Annotated in this window: 16 protein-coding genes and 6 pseudogenes; 12 read left to right on the forward strand and 10 right to left on the reverse strand. The window is 45.5% G+C overall.

The window, feature by feature from the left end; genetic code table 11:
• Positions 1-37: 37 nt before the first annotated feature.
• The 5 genes and pseudogenes from MUG84_RS04315 to MUG84_RS04335 form a co-directional block, all read right to left on the reverse strand.
• Entirely contained in the window at positions 38-955 is a 918-nt protein-coding gene (locus MUG84_RS04315; protein WP_244720670.1) for a HAMP domain-containing sensor histidine kinase, read from the reverse strand.
• A gap of 169 nt (positions 956-1124) precedes the next feature.
• Positions 1125-1823, reverse strand: a complete 699-nt coding sequence (locus MUG84_RS04320) for a response regulator transcription factor (RefSeq protein ID WP_244720673.1) — start codon at positions 1821-1823, stop codon at positions 1125-1127.
• A 30-nt stretch (positions 1824-1853) separates the two neighbouring features.
• Positions 1854-2102: pseudogene (locus tag MUG84_RS04325) on the reverse strand (DedA family protein); the annotation flags it as partial.
• Positions 2103-2110: 8 nt separating this feature from the next.
• Complete coding sequence (locus tag MUG84_RS04330; protein ID WP_244720676.1) at positions 2111-2746, reverse strand: phosphatase PAP2 family protein; 636 nt, start codon at positions 2744-2746, stop codon at positions 2111-2113.
• 6 nt (positions 2747-2752) lie between these two features.
• The gene (locus tag MUG84_RS04335; protein WP_425313148.1) at positions 2753-3316 is read right to left on the reverse strand and encodes a class I SAM-dependent methyltransferase; all 564 of its coding nucleotides are present in this window, start codon (positions 3314-3316) and stop codon (positions 2753-2755) included.
• 219 nt (positions 3317-3535) lie between these two features.
• Here MUG84_RS04335 and MUG84_RS04340 point away from each other — a divergent pair, with 219 nt between their 5' ends.
• The 5 genes from MUG84_RS04340 to MUG84_RS04360 all read left to right on the forward strand — a co-directional run bounded on the left by MUG84_RS04340 (position 3536) and on the right by MUG84_RS04360 (position 8427).
• Positions 3536-4336, forward strand: a complete 801-nt coding sequence (locus MUG84_RS04340) for an SDR family NAD(P)-dependent oxidoreductase (protein ID WP_244720690.1) — start codon at positions 3536-3538, stop codon at positions 4334-4336.
• A 337-nt stretch (positions 4337-4673) separates the two neighbouring features.
• Positions 4674-5333, forward strand: coding sequence for a metal ABC transporter ATP-binding protein (locus MUG84_RS04345; protein WP_244720693.1), 660 nt, complete (start codon positions 4674-4676; stop codon positions 5331-5333).
• On the forward strand, positions 5320-6198 hold the full coding sequence (locus MUG84_RS04350) for a metal ABC transporter permease (protein WP_244720696.1): 879 nt from the start codon (positions 5320-5322) through the stop codon (positions 6196-6198). The genes MUG84_RS04345 and MUG84_RS04350 overlap by 14 nt, the downstream gene beginning before the upstream one ends.
• Complete coding sequence (locus tag MUG84_RS04355) at positions 6195-7169, forward strand: metal ABC transporter substrate-binding protein (protein ID WP_244720699.1); 975 nt, start codon at positions 6195-6197, stop codon at positions 7167-7169. Before MUG84_RS04350 ends, MUG84_RS04355 begins: the two co-directional genes overlap by 4 nt.
• Positions 7170-7236: 67 nt before the next feature.
• Positions 7237-8427: a GTP-binding protein gene (locus tag MUG84_RS04360; RefSeq protein WP_244720702.1), complete on the forward strand. Its 1191-nt coding sequence runs from the start codon at positions 7237-7239 to the stop codon at positions 8425-8427.
• 99 nt (positions 8428-8526) lie between these two features.
• On the opposite strand, the pseudogene MUG84_RS27590 reads toward MUG84_RS04360, so the two are convergent.
• A pseudogene (locus MUG84_RS27590) lies at positions 8527-8621 on the reverse strand (transposase); the annotation flags it as partial.
• Between the two features lie 32 nt (positions 8622-8653).
• On the opposite strand from MUG84_RS27590, the pseudogene MUG84_RS04365 reads away from it, so the two are divergent.
• Together MUG84_RS04365 and MUG84_RS04370 are read left to right on the forward strand one after the other, a co-directional pair.
• A pseudogene (locus MUG84_RS04365) lies at positions 8654-9550 on the forward strand (zinc-binding dehydrogenase); the annotation flags it as partial.
• A gap of 154 nt (positions 9551-9704) precedes the next feature.
• A pseudogene (locus MUG84_RS04370) lies at positions 9705-10018 on the forward strand (ATP-binding cassette domain-containing protein); the annotation flags it as partial.
• On the opposite strand, the gene MUG84_RS04375 reads toward MUG84_RS04370, so the two are convergent.
• Positions 10009-10260, reverse strand: coding sequence for a phage holin family protein (locus MUG84_RS04375; RefSeq protein ID WP_342346090.1), 252 nt, complete (start codon positions 10258-10260; stop codon positions 10009-10011). The pseudogene MUG84_RS04370 and the gene MUG84_RS04375 overlap by 10 nt on opposite strands.
• Before the next feature lie 366 nt (positions 10261-10626).
• Positions 10627-11355: a putative nucleotide-diphospho-sugar transferase gene (locus tag MUG84_RS04385; RefSeq protein WP_244720710.1), complete on the reverse strand. Its 729-nt coding sequence runs from the start codon at positions 11353-11355 to the stop codon at positions 10627-10629.
• Between the two features lie 100 nt (positions 11356-11455).
• On the opposite strand from MUG84_RS04385, the gene MUG84_RS27210 reads away from it, so the two are divergent.
• Positions 11456-11740, forward strand: coding sequence for a GTP-binding protein (locus MUG84_RS27210; protein WP_280521130.1), 285 nt, complete (start codon positions 11456-11458; stop codon positions 11738-11740).
• Between the two features lie 231 nt (positions 11741-11971).
• On the opposite strand, the gene MUG84_RS04395 is transcribed toward MUG84_RS27210, so the two are convergent.
• Positions 11972-12259 (reverse strand): hypothetical protein, encoded by a 288-nt coding sequence (locus MUG84_RS04395; protein WP_244720744.1) that lies wholly within the window; start codon positions 12257-12259, stop codon positions 11972-11974.
• Between the two features lie 174 nt (positions 12260-12433).
• On the opposite strand from MUG84_RS04395, the pseudogene MUG84_RS27600 reads away from it, so the two are divergent.
• Positions 12434-13573 (forward strand): annotated as a pseudogene (locus tag MUG84_RS27600) (zinc-dependent alcohol dehydrogenase).
• 329 nt (positions 13574-13902) lie between these two features.
• Here the strand turns inward: MUG84_RS27600 and MUG84_RS27440 are convergent.
• Positions 13903-14064: pseudogene (locus tag MUG84_RS27440) on the reverse strand (IS1380 family transposase); the annotation flags it as partial.
• A gap of 608 nt (positions 14065-14672) precedes the next feature.
• On the opposite strand from MUG84_RS27440, the gene MUG84_RS04410 reads away from it, so the two are divergent.
• The 3 genes from MUG84_RS04410 to MUG84_RS04420 all read left to right on the forward strand — a co-directional run bounded on the left by MUG84_RS04410 (position 14673) and on the right by MUG84_RS04420 (position 18450).
• Positions 14673-16097 (forward strand): VWA domain-containing protein, encoded by a 1425-nt coding sequence (locus tag MUG84_RS04410; protein ID WP_244720751.1) that lies wholly within the window; start codon positions 14673-14675, stop codon positions 16095-16097.
• Between the two features lie 77 nt (positions 16098-16174).
• Positions 16175-18247: a DUF6883 domain-containing protein gene (locus MUG84_RS04415; RefSeq protein WP_244720754.1), complete on the forward strand. Its 2073-nt coding sequence runs from the start codon at positions 16175-16177 to the stop codon at positions 18245-18247.
• Between the two features lie 8 nt (positions 18248-18255).
• Positions 18256-18450, forward strand: a complete 195-nt coding sequence (locus MUG84_RS04420) for a DUF4926 domain-containing protein (RefSeq protein WP_244720758.1) — start codon at positions 18256-18258, stop codon at positions 18448-18450.
• The last annotated feature ends 67 nt before the right edge of the window (positions 18451-18517 follow it).

Consider the following 18517-nt stretch of genomic DNA (forward strand, 5'->3'; position numbering starts at 1 on the left):
GAACAAGTCCATCTATTCAACACCATGACTTGGTTTATTAGGAGTCGCTTCCGTCAGGAATACGGATCAGCTCAATATAAAATGTAAAGTGCCCGTTCTGATGGTTCATTCCGATCCGTCCTCCGTGCAGCTCAACGATGTTTTTGGCAATCGACAGCCCCATGCCGGCGCCAAGAGACCCATGAAAGTCGTTTCGAGACGGATCGGCCTTATAAAACCGGTCGAACAGCAGCTTTTCCTGCTCTTCCGATATCGGTTTACCGACATTTTCGACTGCAAAATAAATATGCTGCTCTCCTGCGACCAGCCGTACCGTAATTTCACCAGGTTTTATCGAAAACTTGAGCGCATTCATCAACAGGTTATCGATCGCGCGGACCATTTTTTCCGTATCGATAGAGCTGTAAACCAGCGTCTGATCCCGAATAATACGAATTGTAAGCGAATTTTCCTGCGCAATCGGTTCGAATTCGTTCATGATCTGCGTAAGTAAACCGCTCAAGTCTATCTTCGTAAAAGAAAGATTGGCCGATCCGCTTGTTAAGCGCGTGTATTCAAACAAGTCGTCAATCAGCTTTTTCAGCTGCTGCGATTTGTTGTAGGCGTTGTTGATATAGCGCTTATGTTCTTCGAGATTTTCGTAGTTGTCATTTTTGAGCAAATTCAAATAACCGATGATACTGGTGAGCGGCGTACGCAGATCATGAGAAACATTCGTAATCAGTTCCATTTTCGAATTTTCGATCTGGCGTTCCCGGTTTATTTTGTCCTGCAGCTGCTCGGCCATAAAGTTGATGCTTTTAGCAACTTCCCCCAGCTCGTCTTCATTAGAAGTCGGCAAACGATAATCCAAATTTCCGCCTGCGATGGTCAGGAGACCATCAGCAAGCGTCCGCAAATAACGTACGATAGGCCTTGTAATTAGGAAAAAGAAGAATAAAAACGAGACGATCATGAAAATTAAATCTCCGATCGCCCCAAATAAACTGGAATCGAGCGACAAATAAGTGAGTAGCCATGTTGAAGCCATCATACCGAAAAAACTTAGCAAAGCTGCCCAGAACATTCGGATCCGAATATTCTTTTTTCCGATTAGTAGGGTAAGGAACTTTCTATTCAGCTTCCTATTCAACTTTATATCCCACTCCCCAGACGGTTTTGAGATACCTAGGCTCCCGCGGGTTATCTTCGATTTTTTCGCGAATGTTACGGATATGAACCATAATGGTGTTATCGGATAAAAATTTGTCCTCTTTCCACACGCTTTGGTATATTTTTTCCACATTAAACACATGCCCGCGGTGGCTCGCCATCAGCACCAGGATGGAAAATTCGAGCGGAGTGAGTAATACTTCTTTGTCGCGCACTGTCACTATATGACGATTTTTATCGATGATCAAATCGTTAATTTCGATGATCGCGCCATCAGGCACGGATTTGCCGCTGCTTCCTCCAGTGAGCTTCTGTCTTCGAAGCTGCGCCTTAACCCGGGCGATTAGCTCCAGCGGATTAAACGGCTTGGCGACATAATCGTCGGCTCCGGTCGTAAGTCCTGTGATTTTATCGATATCCTCGCCCTTTGCAGAAAGCATAATGATCGGGATGTTCGACGTTTCACGGATTTTGAAGCACGCTTTAATCCCGTCGAGATTAGGCATCATCACATCCAATATGATCAGATCGACCGCTTCACGGTTCAATATAGTTAGGGCCTGCAAGCCGTCCTCGGCCTCGAATACGTGATACCCTTCATTTCGTAAAAAAATATGAACCACGTCGCGAATTTCCGGATCATCATCAACGACAAGCACTTTGTGGGTCATGCTTTATCTCTCCCTTGCAATTTTTGCCGATCCCGTTATGAAGGAGAACAGTGCGTAACGTCTGAATGTCATTTTGTTAAGGCCAACCTCGTAAGGCATGACGTGACGAATAATCGGGAAGAAATAACTTATACATAATGCAAAACTACCATATTTATGCACGAGCGTCTCTGAAAAAACAATATATTTGTTCATTTTTTTCCGTCGACGCAGCCGGTCAAGCACCGATGTACCGAACATACGGCCCAACATAAATCCCAGCGATAACCCGGACACTACAAAGCGTATCATAATTCACGGGCGACAGACTCCTTTCCATGCTGCGTGAATATGTTGCGCCCGATCAAGTAGTAGAGCATTTCCGATAGCAAAATACCTCCCGCAACATCCATCAATACATGCTGTTTGACAAGCAATGTGGATATGATGATCATCCAGGAGGTTACAGAAGCCGCCGTTAGTGCACGTTTGTTCAGCTTGCATTGATAGGCCGCCTTCAGGACGATATGGCTAGTCAGCACATGGATGCTTGGGAAGCAATTATAAGGCGCATCCGTCGAATAAACGAAGCTGACAAGCCAGTTCAATATACCCACGTGGCCGATTTCTGGCCGCTGCATCGTCGTTTGGAACACAAAATAAATAAGATAGCATATGACGAGCCCAATGCAGGTCAGCGTCAAGCTGCGATAATAAACCATTCGGTCCTTCCGGAAAAAAACGACGAACATAAGGAAGATGTACGGGTACCAGATCAGGTATGGAATAATAAAAGCAGGGACGAAAGGAATAAGATGATCCCATGCGGTGATCAATGAAGCAGCGTGAGGGCCGCCGTGATTGAGAATGCCGTAGAATACATTCAAAACAGGAATGGCAAGAAGCCATACTAACGGGGAATACGCAATAAGCTTATTTTTCATGCTGCATCAAACTCTTTTGCAGCAGACGTATACGAATGCTGGAGGTATATTTAGTGGAACGTAATAGACATGTTCAATATCGAACAAACTGCTGAGCTGTTTTTTCATCTGCTGTGAGTATTGGAAAGCGATCAACAAACCGCCCGGCTTCAGCGAGGTTGTGATTTGTTCCATCAGTTGATCGCGCAGCTGCTGCGGGAAGTTGAAGAACGGCAGTCCGCTCAAAATGCAGTCCAGTTGCTCGATTCCTTCGTCCTGCAGCGCTTCCTGGAGCTTGCACGCATCGGCGTAGCAGGAATAAGCAGGGAACCGTCTTGCTAATTGACCGCGGAGAAGTGCATCTTTTTCGAAAAGCATTACATTTGCACGCTGCAGATTTACGGCATCGATATATCTGGTTATGGCACCCGTACCTGCTCCAAGCTCGGCGATATGCTGAACCTGATTCCATTCTACCTGTTCGAGCATTTTTTTGGCCAAAAACACCGAGCTTGGTGTAATGCTGCCGATTTGTTTCGGTGCGCGTGAAAATTTATACAGAAACAACATCTTCTCTTGGATATTTTTCATCATCACTCGATTTCTCTCCCTCCTATATTTCCAGCATCCTAATACTAAGAAATATTTCTTCGGAACGAGCGAAGGAAATTCTGAATAATTTCTGAAGTTGAGCGGAATAAAAAAACACGCCCCATTCGGCGTGTTCATCATGATCACACAACATCGCAATCGAAAAGAAATCAGTTCCTGTGATCTATGCTATGATGGTGGAAAAAGGAGGTAAATATTATGCTGCTAGCAAACAAGAATGCTGTAATCTATGGAGGGGGCGGGGCGATTGGTAGTGCGGTGGCCCATGCTTTCGCGCGCGAAGGGGCAAATGTGTTCCTCGCCGGCCGTACATTGGCCAAACTTGACAACGTTGCGAGCAAAATCGCTGCCGCAGGAGGCAAAGTTGACATCAGCCAAGTAGATGCGCTTGATGAACAATCGGTTGAGAATCATGCAAGTGAAGTAGCTGCGAGGGCAGGTGGTATTGATATCTGTCTGAATGCTGTCGGGATCGACCACATTCAAGGTACGCCTTCTATGGAACTGTCCCTCGAAGACTACGAATATCCGGTTCAGGTCTATACGCGGACACACTTCATCACTTCGAAAGCTGCAGCTCGGCATATGGCGGAGAAAGGTTCTGGCGTCATTCTGATGCTCTCAACTCCCGCGTCGCGCATGCCAGGACCTGGGTTCATAGGACACAGCGTCGCCTGTGCAGGAATTGAAGCCATGACCCGCCATTTGGCAGGTGAGCTCGGTCTTCTCGGCATCCGTGTGAACTGCATACGGCCCCATATGATCCCCGAAGCGGTGGCCATCGGTTCCCATAGTCGCGATGTCTTCGGGCGTGTCGCCGATCGTGCTGGCATTACACTCGAGCAGATGCTCCAGGGTGCAGCAGCAGGTACACTGCTCAAACATCTTCCGACCCTAACGGAAGTCGCGAACACCGCAGTCTTCCTTGCTTCGGATCATGCTGCTTCTATAACAGGCACCGTGATGAACCTCAATAGTGGCGTGATATTGGATTCATAGACGTTTCTTTTTCCCCAGTAAATTACAAACCCAGTACCGGCATGGTACTGGGTTGCTTTGTCCTCAATAGCCCAAAAAAAACGCCGTATCGGACTTGTTTTTTCCATTGGAGAATGACTCAGGTGCATGAGGTCTTTTTTTTATATTCATTTAATAGTAATAATTACGAATAACTTGCAAATCAGGACAATCTGTGATTTAATGTTAAACGTAATTGTTACGAATAAGGAACGCGATTACGGCATATAACCGTACAGACATGTGCGTATACGATAGAGATATTTTTTTTGTCTATTTTAAATCGTAATTATTACTATTAACGATGAGGAGGATACATATGATTCTTTGCTCTTTACGCAATATCGTTTTTGGATATGAACATGAGCCCGTGATCCGGAATGTGTCCGTGGATATTCATGCCGGAGAATTTATTGCTGTCAGCGGCCCCAATGGCGCTGCCAAAACGACGCTTCTGAAGCTGATGCTGGGACTCATGAAGCCATGGAGCGGCACGATTCAGTACTCGTCGGAATTCACAAAGGGCTCGGTTGCCTATGTCCCTCAGCAGGCATCGTCGTTTAATCCCGGTTTTCCAAGCAAGGTCATCGAACTGGTGAGGTCGGGTTGTTATCCGGAATTGGGTCTATTTCGGCGGTTTATCAAAGAACAGCACGCCCTGGTGGAAGACACGCTGCGAGCCGTCGGCTTGTGGGAACTGCGAAGCCGCAAGATCGGGGAGTTGTCTGGTGGGCAAAAGCAACGGGCCTGTATCGCACGCGCCATGGTCCAGCAGCCTGACCTGCTTGTACTCGACGAGCCCGTAACCGGGATGGACACGGCCTCCCGAATCCGTTTCTATGAATGGATGCGAAGCATCGTCAAGACGCAGGGCAAGACGGTCATCATGGTGACACATGGATTGGATGAAGCCAGGGAGTATCTTGATCGTGTAATTTACCTGGAAGGGAAGGAAGAGAACTACAATGCTCCAGTATGAATTTATGCAGCGTGCTTTTTTGGCTGGATGGCTGATCTCTCTGATTGCTCCGATTCTCGGAGTATATCTCGTGCTGAGAAGACAGTCCCTGATGTCTGATACGCTGTCGCATGTGTCGATGGCCGGTGTTGCTCTCGGTTCCGTGCTTCATGGGAATCCGGCATTGTACGGATTTTTGTTCGCGATATTGGGAGGGATAACGATTGAACAGCTGCGCAGAACCTACAAAACGTACAGTGAAGTTCCGGTGGCGATCATCATGACCTCAGGTCTAGCGCTTGCGATGGTGCTGATGAGTTTGAAAACGAGCCTGAACAAAAGCTTCAGTTCTTATTTGTTCGGCTCGATCGTTGCCGTTAGCCCATCACAGCTTATTATTATCGCGGCGGTTACGGTGATCGGACTGATTTTCTTCCTGGTGCTCCGTCGTCCGCTCTACAGCCTGACGTTCGAAGAAGAAACCGCGGCGGTCAGCGGGGTGCGGGTAAAGCTGCTGTCTTTTGCTTTTGCGGTGATGACAGGCATGATTGTTGCGGCTGCCATGCCGATTGTAGGCGTTCTGCTGGTATCTTCCTTGATCGTACTCCCTTCGGCTTTCGCTCTGCGTTTTGCAGGAGGCTTCATATCCGCTTGCGTGCTAGCTATCGTCACAGGCATGACGGGCATGTTCAGCGGGCTGGCTGCATCTTACTATACGAATACGCCGCCAGGAGGAACCATCGCTCTGATCTTGGTGATGATTCTTCTCTGTGGTATCGGAGTGCAGCGTGTATTACGACTGGCGAAGAAGCGCCGGACTGGTAAAGCTCAAACGATTTTACATCAACAAAAACATATCCAGTTAAGAGAAGGAGTTTTCAAATGATAAAAAAATGGATTCCTGTCGTATCAGCACTCACTCTGGCTGTATTCGCCACTTCATTGACAGGATGCGGACAGAAAACAGAGGAGAACACGCAGATTTCCAAGCCTGCGGCGGCTTCTACATCAAGCAAGCTTCAGGTGGAAGCCAGTTTCTATCCTATGTATGAATTCGCCAGCCAGGTAGCAGGTGATTTGGCGGATGTGCATCTATTGATCCCGGCCGGGATGGAACCTCATGACTGGGAGCCGACGCCTCAGGATATTGCGAAAATGCAGAACGCGGATGTTCTTATCTATAACGGTGCAGGACTGGAGGGCTGGGTGGATCAGGTCGTGTCCAGCATGGATAACAAAAATTTGAGCATTGTCGAAGCGAGCAAAGGAATTGAACTTCTTGAAGGCAGTGGGGAAGAAGAGGACGGAAAGGAAGCGGTACATGACCATGGAGGTATGGATCCGCATGTGTGGTTGTCTCCGAAGCTGGCCATTCAGGAGGTTCGCAACATTGAAGCAGCTTTGATTGCAAAAGCGCCTGAGCATAAGGAAGAGTTCACCAAGAATGCGGATGCTTACGTAACCAAGCTGGAGCATCTGGATGCGGATTATGAAAAAGAACTCAGCAGCACCAAACGCAAGGATTTTATCACGCAGCATGCCGCATTTAGTTACCTGGCGAAAACGTATGGTCTGACGCAGGTTCCCATTGCCGGTCTGTCGCCGGAGCAGGAGCCTTCAGCTTCCGCCATGGCGGATGTCGTTCAATTTGCCAAAGAGCATCAGGTAAAGACGATTTTCTTCGAAACGCTGGTATCCTCCCAGGTTGCGGATACGATCGCTAATGAGATTGGAGCACAAACGGCTGTCCTGAATCCGCTCGAAGGACTCACGGAGGAAGAGCAGGCGAACAATCTCGATTATATCGCGGTGATGCGTTCGAATCTGGAGGCGCTGACGAAAGCGTTGAATGAGTAAGCTGCTGTAAAATAGGTTGCTGCCAATAGGAAATCGTTATTTTATATGAAGAAAGGAACGTGAAGAAATGAAAGAGAAAAAAATACCGGTTACCGTTCTAAGCGGATATCTTGGTGCGGGAAAAACGACGGTACTTAATCATGTTTTGAACAACCGTGAGGGGCTGAAAGTAGCTGTCATCGTTAACGATATGAGCGAAATCAACGTGGACGCTGCTCTTGTGCAGTCGGGTTCAAGTCTTTCCCGGACGGAAGAGAGGCTTGTAGAAATGTCCAACGGGTGTATCTGCTGCACCCTGCGGGATGATCTTCTGAATGAAGTGAAGAAGCTGGCAGAGGAAGACCGGTTCGATTATATCCTGATTGAATCCACAGGCATTTCTGAACCGATTCCGGTCGCCCAAACCTTCAGTTACATTGATGAAGAATCCGGCATCGATCTGACGAAGTTTGCTCGCCTGGATTGCATGGTTACCGTTGTGGATGCTTACCGTTTCTGGAAGGATTTTGCTTCAGGTGATACTCTTCTGGACCGGGCGGAGGCCGCGGGAGAAAACGATAACCGAGACGTAGTGGATCTGCTTATCGATCAAATTGAAACCTGTGACGTTCTACTGCTGAATAAATGCGATCTTGTGGAGGGAGAGGAGCTGGAGCAATTGGAGGGACTGCTTCGAAAACTGCAGCCTTCCGCCAAGATCATCCGCATCGTAAACGGACAAGTCAGCCCTTCCATGATTATGAATACAGGCTTGTTCGATTTCGAAAAAGCGAGCATGTCTGCGGGATGGATCCAGGAGCTGGAGAAGGAAAGCCACACGCCAGAAACGGAGGAGTACGGTATCAGCTCTTTTGTATATCGGAAGCGAGCTCCCTTCCATCCAGAACGTTTAGCGGGATTGATGTCGGCATGGCCGGAAGAGGTTGTACGGGCCAAAGGCCTCGTATGGCTCGCAGTCAAGGATGATGTGGCTGCAAGCTTTAGTCAGGCAGGGCCATCGATCCAATTTGGACCAGCAGGTTACTGGCTGGCGGCGATGCCGGAAGCGGAGCAAAAGGAGATATTGGAGGCGGAGCCAAGCCTACTGCAGAAATGGGATCATACGTGGGGTGACCGGATGAACGAAATCGTCCTGATTGGCATTGATATGGATAGGGAAGCCATTGAACAGCAACTTAACGCTTGCATTCTGACACCGGACGAAATGCGTATGGACTGGTCCAAGCTTCGGAATCCGCTGCCTTGGGCTGAGATTTAGTTTTTAACATTCCTCTCTCTAGACAGAATATGGAAAACTGGACATGGAGGAAAGCGGCATGAAAGCTGTAACGTATCAGGGACGTAAAAAGGTGGAAGTTAAGGAAGTGTTCACTTCCTGATAACGACTAAAAAGCTCTGTCGTGAACTTCCCGCCACGAATACGCGGAACGTTAAGGTAATGGTTCCAATCCGTCAGATTCGAGCAGCTTCGCAACACCCGTATCCGGGTAATCATTCCTTTCAACGTAGCCTGCGGTCAGTGCTTCTACTGTCAGAACCAGATGGAGAGCCAGTGCGACAAATCTAACGATGTCAAGGATACCGGCGGATATTTGGGCTATTCGGATACATACGGGGGTTATATGGGGGGACAGGCCGAGCTGCTTCGTGTTCCGTATGGAAATTTTGTCCCCTTTGTCGTGCCCGAAGATGCGGAGCTTGAAGACGAGCAGATTCTCTTCTTATCCGATATTATGCCTACAGCTTACTGGGGAGTAGACAATGGCGGCGTGAAAAAAGGTGACACGGTGGTAGTTCTTGGCTGTGGCCCTGTGGGTCTGCTTGCGCAAAAGTTTGCCTGGAAAAAAGGGGCCAAACGCGTCATCGCTATCGATCATGTGGACTATAGACTAAAGCATGCCAAAAAATGTAATCATGTGGAAACCTACAATTTTGAAGCTGTGGATGATCTCGATCAATACCTGCTCGAACTTACCAAAGGCGGGGCCGATGTTGTCATCGACTGTGTAGGACTTGAAGCTAAACGCACTCCGATCGAAAAGGTCGAGACTACTTTGAAGCTGCAAGGCGGCTCGCTTGGGGCGTTCAATATGGCAGCTAATATTGTCCGGAAGTTTGGTACGATCTCAGTCGTTGGTGTATATGGATTGACGTACAACATGTTCCCCTTCGGGCATTTGTTTGAACGCAATATTACACTTAAAATGGGACTTGCTCCCGTTATCCATTACATGCCGAAGCTGTTCGAGTGGATTCAATCGGGTGAAATGGACGCGACGGATATTATTACGCACCGGCTTCCGATTACAGAAGTGGCGCACGCGTATCAAATATTCGACAACAAGGATGACCAATGTATTAAAGTGGTGTTGAAGCCTTAAGGAACATAAACGCATTCCCGTAAAAACGGATGACCGTCCCCAAACGAGTATCCGTTTTATTGCGTTTTTTGCAAGGAAGCAGATCATACGACTTTTTTAAAGAGATTATTCCATATTCGTCATTACGGCATCCCGGTAAAATGAAGCTACGAATATGAAAACGCTTCCCGCGCTCATTGAAACAGCAGAAACAGGGGGAATACAAGTGAATGCTTTACTGAGTCTGGAAGGAATAAAAAAGAGCTTTCCGGGTGTGCACGCTTTGAAGCAGTGCCAGCTTGAGCTGATGCCGGGCGAGGTGCATGCGCTGGTCGGAGAGAACGGTGCCGGCAAATCCACGCTGATGAAGATCGGACCGGCGTGTGCACCAAGGATGTGGGACGGATTGTCTATAAAGGCGAGGAAATCGAACTGCCAAATACCCGTGCGGCAAGAGACCGCGGGATCAGCATGATTCATCAGGAGCTGACTTCTACGTCATCACTCTTACTCTTATCTTTTAACACGCTAATTGCTCTCTTAAACTGCTCAGGCATTTGAAGTCCAAGACGACCGTAGTTTTCAGCCAAACTAATTAACTCATTGCTTATATAAAAGTATGTAGCTCCAACGGCAAGACTTAATGTTCCACTAAGACCCAGAAAAGAGCCAATTCTATAAAGAATAGCAATCACGGTATCGGATTCCTTCACGCAAGGATGCTCCAACACCTGTGAGCCAATCCATTACAACTAATATAGCTAGTAAAGCTAGGGCTTCGTTCCAGCCGCTAAATACGTATGTAGTAATCACTCCAAATGAAGCAATATTCGCATTTGAAATTTTGTCAAACACGATCTTTCCTCCGTTTTGTTTAAAATAGAATAGTGAAGAATAAAAAAATAATAAAGATAGAGGTAAAAATCCTTATAAACAAAGGGATTTTTAACTCTCTTTTTACAGTAGGGCATAGGAAAATTACTTCCAATGTGTCATATAAACTTAAAGTATCTAGCGAAAAGTCAAAATGCGCCAGTCAACTTGCTGGCGCTTTTTTCATAAATTGATGGTCTAAACGGATAAATCATAGATAAAAATTAACGGCAATTATCTAGTTTCCAAAAAAAATCATGTCTATCTTTTCCCATTTTTTGATAAAGATCATTAAGATCCTTTGGCCTGCTTGGACTGCAATAATGCTTAATAACCGTTTGTTCTGATATAGAAGAGCCGCAACTATTCCATATAATATCTAGATAGCCAATTTGACTACTCAAAGGGGTAGGGTTAAATGGGATATTATTAGGATCTTGACTGTCACTAAGTTGATAACCCATAAGATCTAAAAGTGCTGCTTGTTCCCACCATGGGTTATCAATAAACTTTTTATTATTCCAGACAGCTTGCAATATATCTTTGCTTTGCTGAGTTGATCTAACCACCCAAACCCCTGTGTTTGGTATTCCTCCCCACTGCTGTCTGGTCAGATACATCGGATAATTGTAATCGAGAATCGTACGAATATCCGGCCATGGATTATAAAAGATGCAGTCGCAGTCAATCCACATTACGATTTCATAGAAATCTAGCATATGATTAATCATAATAATTTTGTCCCACGCACTTGGACGGGAGGATTGCAGTTGCTTATTATGCAAAGGAAGCATGAGGTGGTCTATTTTATAAATATCTGCATACGCCCAGACGGTAGGACTCATGATGTGTAACATATTGATGAATTGGTCCTTGTTTGCCATAGAACAAATTAGCATATCATTTTTCTTGTTCCAGGTATTTAATAATTCTTTTGGAATGTTAGGTATCATTAGATCACTCCCTCCTTAAATAATGTATAATAGAAAAAATTCTCTCCGCTCAATTTAGTCATTGTACAAGATCAATATATTCTCATTTTCATATTCATGTTTGGACGATGAAATTTATTTTGTCATTCGCGTTTGTAGTACGTCTGTAGCACGTCGGCACAACGTCTGTGAAACGGAGCAAAAGGAAATACTGGAGGCGGAGCCAAACCTGCTACAGAAATGGGATCAGACGTGGGGAGACCGGATGAACGAAATCGTTCTTATGGGTATCGATATGGATCGAGAGGCCATCGAAAAGCAGCTCGACGCTTGCATTCTGACACCGGACGAAATGCACATGGACTGGTCCAAACTTAGTAATCCGCTGCCTTGGGCTGAGATATAGTTATTCGTGCAGTTTCTTTCTACCTGTGAAAAGGCTTCGATGCATGCGAGGAAGCGGGGCATGACCATGGAGGAATGGATCTACATAAAAGAATAGTCCCAATGAAAAGAAGGCCCAGCTTATTACTAGGGCCTTCTTAAAAATTGTTTTCACTGATAGAATATATTGCAAATCATCTCGGGATATTTAGCAGTTTCATTTCATAAAACCATTTTAATTACCGTTTTGTCGTTAAATTAAAAATAAAAAACCAAGTGTTGCTAATGAGAGGCCTAAACCAGCTCGAGAACCAGGGAAAAATCGGGAAATAGAAACAGATTTTAGTCTAGTTTTTGGTTTTGTTATTTTTGAGCTACATGTTGTTGCAATTTGAGTATTATTACCACCTAAAAATATATGGCCATCTCTCACATCCGTCATTGTGCCGTAATAATATCTGCCATCACATAAAACAGCACAAACGCGTTTACCCACATGCGGTCGTATTCCATCTTCTGAAATTGGATAAATTAGTTGCAAAATGGTTTCACCTTCCTTATGACTGGGGATTTATTCTTATTATATTGGACCCAGAGGTATTTATCTTGGACGATTTTGCTATATTACCAAAAATTAGGCAATCAAACAGATTGCTATGAACATTTTATTTCTCTCTGGACAGAATATGGAAAACTGGACATGGAGGCAAGTAGCATGAAAGCAGTAACGTATCAGGGACGCAAAAAGGTGAAAGTAAAGGAAGTCCGGGATGCGGGGCTTGAGAAAAAGGATGATATCTTGATCAGGGTCACGGAAACCGCGATTTGCGGTTCGGATCTCCATATTTACCATGGTCTGATTCCGGGCATGCATGATAATGATGTAATTGGTCATGAGCCGATGGGAATCGTCGAAGAGGTTGGTCCAGAGGTGACCCGCGTGAAAAAAGGAGACCGGGTAATCATTCCATTCAATGTCTCCTGCGGCCAGTGTTTCTATTGCCAAAACCAGATGGAGAGCCAGTGCGATAACTCGAGCGACGCAAAGGATACCGGTGGGGTGGATATTTGGGTATTCGGATACATACGGCGGTTATATGGGAGGACAGGCCGAGCTGCTTCGTGTTCCGTACGGAAATTTCGTACCCTTTGTTGTGCCCGAGGATGCGGAGCTTGAAGACGAGCAGATCCTCTTTTTGTCTGATATTATGCCTACGGCTTTTTGGGGAGTAGACAATGCCGGCGTAAAAAAAGGTGACACGGTAGTGGTGCTGGGTTGCGGCCCCGTGGGTCTGCTTACGCAAAATTTGCATGGAAAAAAGGGGCCAAACGTATCATCGCCATCGATCATGTAGACTACAGACTGAAGCATGCCAAGGAATTTAATCATGTGGAAACCTACAATTTTGAAGCTGTGGATGATCTCGATCAATACCTGATCGAGCTTACCAAAGGCGGGGCCGATGTGGTCATCGACTGTGTAGGACTGGATGCCAAACGCACTCCGGTCGAAAAGGTCGAGACCACTCTGATGCTGCAGGGAGGCTCGCTTGGGGCGTTCCATATGGCCGCTAACATGGTCCGGAAGTTTGGTACGATCTCGGTCGTTGGTGTATATGGATTAACGTATAACATGTTTCCCTTCGGGCATTTGTTTGAACGTAATATCACGCTTAAAATGGGACTGGCTCCCGTCATCCATTACATGCCGGACCTGTTCAAGTGGGTTCAATCGGGTGAAATGGACGCCAGGGACATAATTACGCACCGGCTCCCACTATCAGAAGTAGAGCACGCGTATCGAATTTTTGACAACAAGGATGATCAATGCATCAAAGTGGTGCTGAAGCCTTAAGCAACATAAACACAAAAAAACGGATGAACGTCGCCAAACGAGCATCCGTTTTTTTGTGTTTTTTAACTGAGTATTTTGCATAATTCCGTGGTTGAAAATCAGATAGGGAAATTCAAGAGGGGTGAGTTGCTTCTTAATTCCTTGGCAAGGGAGTTCTTTATTTATTCTAATTTCCATATTTGGATGTAAATTACTGATTTGTGGTGTATAATTTGGAAATACACTCAGGAATCGGGTTGATCCATAATATTTAACCTAAATTTCGAAAGCGTTCTTCCCCCTCCCCATCGAAAAGGCTTCATGGTTTCCATGTAAAATTGAGTGAGAAATCATTCCAGCATGCGGATCCTGGCTTCCATTCGCTTCCAGACATATCGATTAGCAAAATCTTTAACCAATTTTAGAATCACACTGCGGCGAATCAGCGTTGCGGCGCAGTGAAAGAATTCCAGCCGGAAACGGGCAATCGTGTAAACCCGATGTTCTGGCTCCCGGGCTTGTTCAGGTTCTTGCCTTTCGCAGCGCCAGCTTGATTCGCCGTAGACGGTTTTCACCGCCAAGTTCATATCAAGAATAAGATTTGGAGCCCTATTCATGTTTTAAAAAGCTTTACTTTCGAAATTCAGATTTAATTACTTGATTGATCAATGGGATTAAAAAATACAGCAAAGGGTGGAGAGTTATTGATGAAAAGTTCGATAGTAGGAACAATTGCTGTATTATTGTCGTTTCCTTGCTGATTGGCTGTAATAATGCGAAAAAAACGGAAGCTGAAGAGTTGAAATTAGAGGGGAACTGGAAGCTTGTCGACGGTTCCCAATCATCAGGTTGTTTTTCCGAGATGAGATTTTTCGAATATCCCGAGTCCAATATTCGGGTTATATTTCATGAGCCCAAAGCGGAGCCTTTCATGATGTCCACCGACCTTAACGGAAACGAATTAAAGCATCAATACGAATGGAAATCGGAAAACCTTGCCTGCTCGTATCAGACTGAATAACAGGTATTTTTCCCGGAAGCAGTGAATATCCAATGAAATACGGCTGGATAGATAATAGTTTGATTGAATTTAACGAGAATATTAATTGGAGGTACGTTAATGATTCGAAGGTACATCTTCATTTTTGTAACTTTAATCGTATTTCTAGCGGGCTGTAGTCATGAACCTGATAAGAACACTTCAAAAATTCAGGACTCACCGGATTCCTCGCTAAGTGTCGAACCAGAAAAGAACACCTCGAAAGTTCAGACCCCAGCAGAATCAGATCAAAGCGAACCCCGATCAGAAAATCAAAGCCCTTCGGACTCTAATCAGAATAAACCCCAGGCTACTTTAACAGATGAAGAAATAGAAGAAATATTAATGAAACCACCAGGACGCTTTGCCGGTTCAAATTATGATGAACAGAAAGTTAAGGCAGCTTTGGATCAATTGCCGAATGACTTGACTGCTGATCAATATACTGAAGAACTCCTCCTCCTATTGGCTGAAGATTATCGCTCTTATATAACCACTTTCAAAAAATATGACACAGAAGTTAAAGTGAATAATGAACGACCTGATGGCAACATCACATTACCCGAAAGTAGGAAGTTACACATTTCGATCCTACTTGATGCCAGTGGCAGCATGAAAGCGCAGATCAATGGCAAATCAAAAATGGACTCTGCCAAAGAAGCTATACAGATCTTCGCAGATAAATTACCTGAAAATGCAGAGGTATCTTTGCGGGTATATGGACATAAAGGAACTGGAAGTCAGAAAGATAAACAAGTTTCATGTAACAGTACAGAAGAAATATTTCATGGTCAAGGTAACCAGACTGATCAAATGAAAACGGCGCTTCAAAGCGTAAAACCAGCCGGATGGACTCCCATTGCAAATGCTCTGAAATCTGTAAAACAGGATATAGATCCTGAGACAACCGATTCGGTCGTGTATGTGGTAAGTGATGGAATTGAAACTTGTGGAGGTAATCCAGTTCAGATTGCTAAAGAGCTCAACCAATCCAAAGTGAAGACTGTTGTAAATATTATTGGCTTTAATGTGGATAACGAAGGACAGAAATTGCTTCGACAAGTTGCTACATCTGGTGGTGGAGAGTTCACTTTTGTAGATAATGACGAATCACTAAAAAATGTTCTCAATAAAGCGTATATCAAATTACTAGGCGAGTGGAAGACGTGGCAAATGAAAGGAGAAGGAGAGGCAAATACACAAGTAATACAGAAGCAGGGAGATATCAATACTACGGAAATGGATATGCAGATTCTAGCGAACAAAGAATATTATCAACTACTACCAGCCCTTCAGGTTCTAGAAAATAAATATGGAAATGCTATCCCGCACGGTGAGATCTGGATGCAGATTACTAATCGGAAGAATTTCGCATGGAATTATGCTCGTGATACAGGGAGACGTTTATATGACGAAGTCACTAAAAATGGAAAACAGGTTTATGACGATATCAAGAATGAAGGCGATAAGAATATCGAAGATCTGGAGAATAAGCAAAATAATTAGCGGCTGAGACAATGTGATTCATGTGCCTCGTGTTAGCCCCGCTCGCACGAGGTCGGCATCCAAAGGAGGCGTCCGCAATGAATACGATCTGGTCCATCCGAACCGGAATTCGGGATTTTCTTGAGGCTATCATTCGAACTTGCCGATCATGGGTTGCGAAGTACCCGTTTATTAAAACAGTGTACACGATTTTTTCCTGGTTATCGCTGATCATGTTTGTTTTAAGTTTGTTTTTCGTTAAAGAATCGCGCACCATGCTGGTTCAATATTTATGGTCGTTTTATGTGCTGCTGCAATTTTGGGTTCTGTGCCGAAGCAAAACGATGCAGTGGAAGCCGATCGTTCTGTTCGTACTGTCAGGCGTTTTTCTGGTCGTGCCGTTTACGACGCTTACGGTCAATGCTCTCCACGTACTTTTCGGCGGAAAAACATCCGATACCTGGTCCATTGCCGTGATCACGCCAATTTTCGAAGAATTGTGGAAGCTCCTTCCGCTAGGCATATTTCTGTTGTTCTCGCGTCGAGCTTCCGCCTTGAGTTTAAGCGATTACACGCTCATCGGGGCGGCGACCGGCGTCGGCTTCCAACTCATGGAGGAACTTTCTCGGAGATGGCAGAGTTCCGGCGCCTTCGGCTACAGTTATACATGGCTGGGTGGAAAAACGATCCATTGGGACTTGTTTTCACTATTTCCCGGGCGTTTCGAAGAAAGCTTTTTTCCAACGCTAATGACTGTCGGTCATCCCGTACATACCGCCATGATCGCGCTTGCATGCGGAATCGCCTATCGGCTGCGGACAAAATTGACGAAATGGGTTTTTCTGTTCCCGGTAATCATTTTGCTTTGGGCCATACTGGATCACGCGGCTTATAACGGTCAGCACCAGCTGCCGGGTTGGGTGTTGCGGATTCATCACTGGACCGGCAGCGGTTATAAAACTCAGCCTGCTTTCCTGCTGATGCTGGCCGCATCGATTTTTACCGACTACTGGTCGCTGAACAAGGTACGAAACCGCCTTCCGTCACTGCCGAACGAACCGCTTCTTAATCCGTTTACCGAGCTGTGGAATATGATCCGCTCATTTTGTCTGGAGCGGGGAAAGTTCATCTATTGGCTCGGATTTTACCGGGAGCGCAGGGAGCTTGGATTTCATATGCTTTATGGAAATGAAGAAGCGGCCGGCAGACAGGAACCTATCGATGCCAGGGTAAAAGCTCTTTGTCAGGCGTTAACCGGACTCGCTATAATTCTATTAGTGGCTGGTCTGTTCGCAGGCATCGGGGCTCAAACGTTTGGAAGTGAACCGGCATGTTTCGCCTGTATGTTCGATTCGCTGCAGAATTGGTGGGATCACCTTCATTGGTATGAACAGGTCGCAATCTTGCTCGGAGCCCTTGCCTTGTCAATGATGTTCGTCGGATTCGGGTCAGCTTTGAGCATCGCAATGACGGGAATGTGGCTCGCTGGGAGCGGACATGAGATTGCCGGTTATATCCGTGATCCGAAGAAGCTGCTGACTCCCGAAAGAGCTCTTTCTTTCGGAATAAACTTTGCACTAAACCGAATCCCATTCGGCAAAGCGCTAGGATGGGCGGGAGCGAAAGGGAGCCGCTTTGGGCGCAAGCTTCTGGATAAGCTCGGTTTCCGCAAGCCAAAAGTCGAGGTCCCGGTTCATCCGAAACCCCCGAAGAGCCATAGTGAAGGGCCGGGAAAGCATTCGGACGATCCCAAGAATCAGCATGACGATCCCAAGAAGTCGGATGACGATACCTCGAATCAGGATAAAGCCGATGAGGGGCCGGGTAAAGTCGATAATGGCTTACCTAACTTTGGAAATGCGCAGATAAACCCAAGAAAACTTACAGATTATGCTCTAAATCCAGATCATCCAGTTGGGGGCAACAAAGCTAAAGTGTTTGAAAGTGCTTTAGGTTACAATAAATCTAACGCCGATGACTTGATAAAACAAGTTAAAGAGAAATTGCCTCAAAGTGAAGCTGTTTTAGGTAAAGCTGATAAATATGGACAACGGTACACTGTGGATATGCAAATTAAAGGTCCAAATGGTAATACGACAACAGTTAGAACCGGCTGGATTATAAAACCAGATTCGGATGTTCCACAAATGACAACAATTTATGTGAAGTAGGTGATTAAATGAGATTTAATGAACTCGATACTGTCGTGATATTGAATGATTACCCAAATGAAGGATTAAAAAAAGGTGACATCGGGGTGATTGTCTCTGTACATGAAATTCCGAACGAAGCTTATGAGGTTGAATTTGTAGATGATGATGGCGCAACTAAATCGATGATGGTACTACAACTCGATGAGATTGAGAAGTATTAGCCGGCTCGTTAACATCATCTACGATAGGATGAAGAACAAGACCCCGTACGAAGCAGAATGTGTCTAC

This window comes from Paenibacillus mangrovi (assembly GCF_022898935.1).
Classification (GTDB): Bacteria; Bacillota; Bacilli; order Paenibacillales; family Paenibacillaceae; genus Paenibacillus_AQ; species Paenibacillus_AQ mangrovi.

What these genes read in the sequence shown, in the direction of transcription:
- MUG84_RS04315 (WP_244720670.1), bottom strand. Translation starts at nt 955, where the DNA reads ATGATCGTCTCGTTTTTATTCTTCTTTTTCCTAATTACAAGGCCTATC.
- MUG84_RS04320 (WP_244720673.1), bottom strand. Translation starts at nt 1,823, where the DNA reads ATGACCCACAAAGTGCTTGTCGTTGATGATGATCCGGAAATTCGCGAC.
- MUG84_RS04330 (WP_244720676.1), bottom strand. Translation starts at nt 2,746, where the DNA reads ATGAAAAATAAGCTTATTGCGTATTCCCCGTTAGTATGGCTTCTTGCC.
- MUG84_RS04335 (WP_425313148.1), bottom strand. Translation starts at nt 3,316, where the DNA reads ATGAAAAATATCCAAGAGAAGATGTTGTTTCTGTATAAATTTTCACGC.
- MUG84_RS04340 (WP_244720690.1), top strand. Translation starts at nt 3,536, where the DNA reads ATGCTGCTAGCAAACAAGAATGCTGTAATCTATGGAGGGGGCGGGGCG.
- MUG84_RS04345 (WP_244720693.1), top strand. Translation starts at nt 4,674, where the DNA reads ATGATTCTTTGCTCTTTACGCAATATCGTTTTTGGATATGAACATGAG.
- MUG84_RS04350 (WP_244720696.1), top strand. Translation starts at nt 5,320, where the DNA reads ATGCTCCAGTATGAATTTATGCAGCGTGCTTTTTTGGCTGGATGGCTG.
- MUG84_RS04355 (WP_244720699.1), top strand. Translation starts at nt 6,195, where the DNA reads ATGATAAAAAAATGGATTCCTGTCGTATCAGCACTCACTCTGGCTGTA.
- MUG84_RS04360 (WP_244720702.1), top strand. Translation starts at nt 7,237, where the DNA reads ATGAAAGAGAAAAAAATACCGGTTACCGTTCTAAGCGGATATCTTGGT.
- MUG84_RS04385 (WP_244720710.1), bottom strand. Translation starts at nt 11,355, where the DNA reads ATGATACCTAACATTCCAAAAGAATTATTAAATACCTGGAACAAGAAA.
- MUG84_RS04410 (WP_244720751.1), top strand. Translation starts at nt 14,673, where the DNA reads ATGATTCGAAGGTACATCTTCATTTTTGTAACTTTAATCGTATTTCTA.
- MUG84_RS04415 (WP_244720754.1), top strand. Translation starts at nt 16,175, where the DNA reads ATGAATACGATCTGGTCCATCCGAACCGGAATTCGGGATTTTCTTGAG.
- MUG84_RS04420 (WP_244720758.1), top strand. Translation starts at nt 18,256, where the DNA reads ATGAGATTTAATGAACTCGATACTGTCGTGATATTGAATGATTACCCA.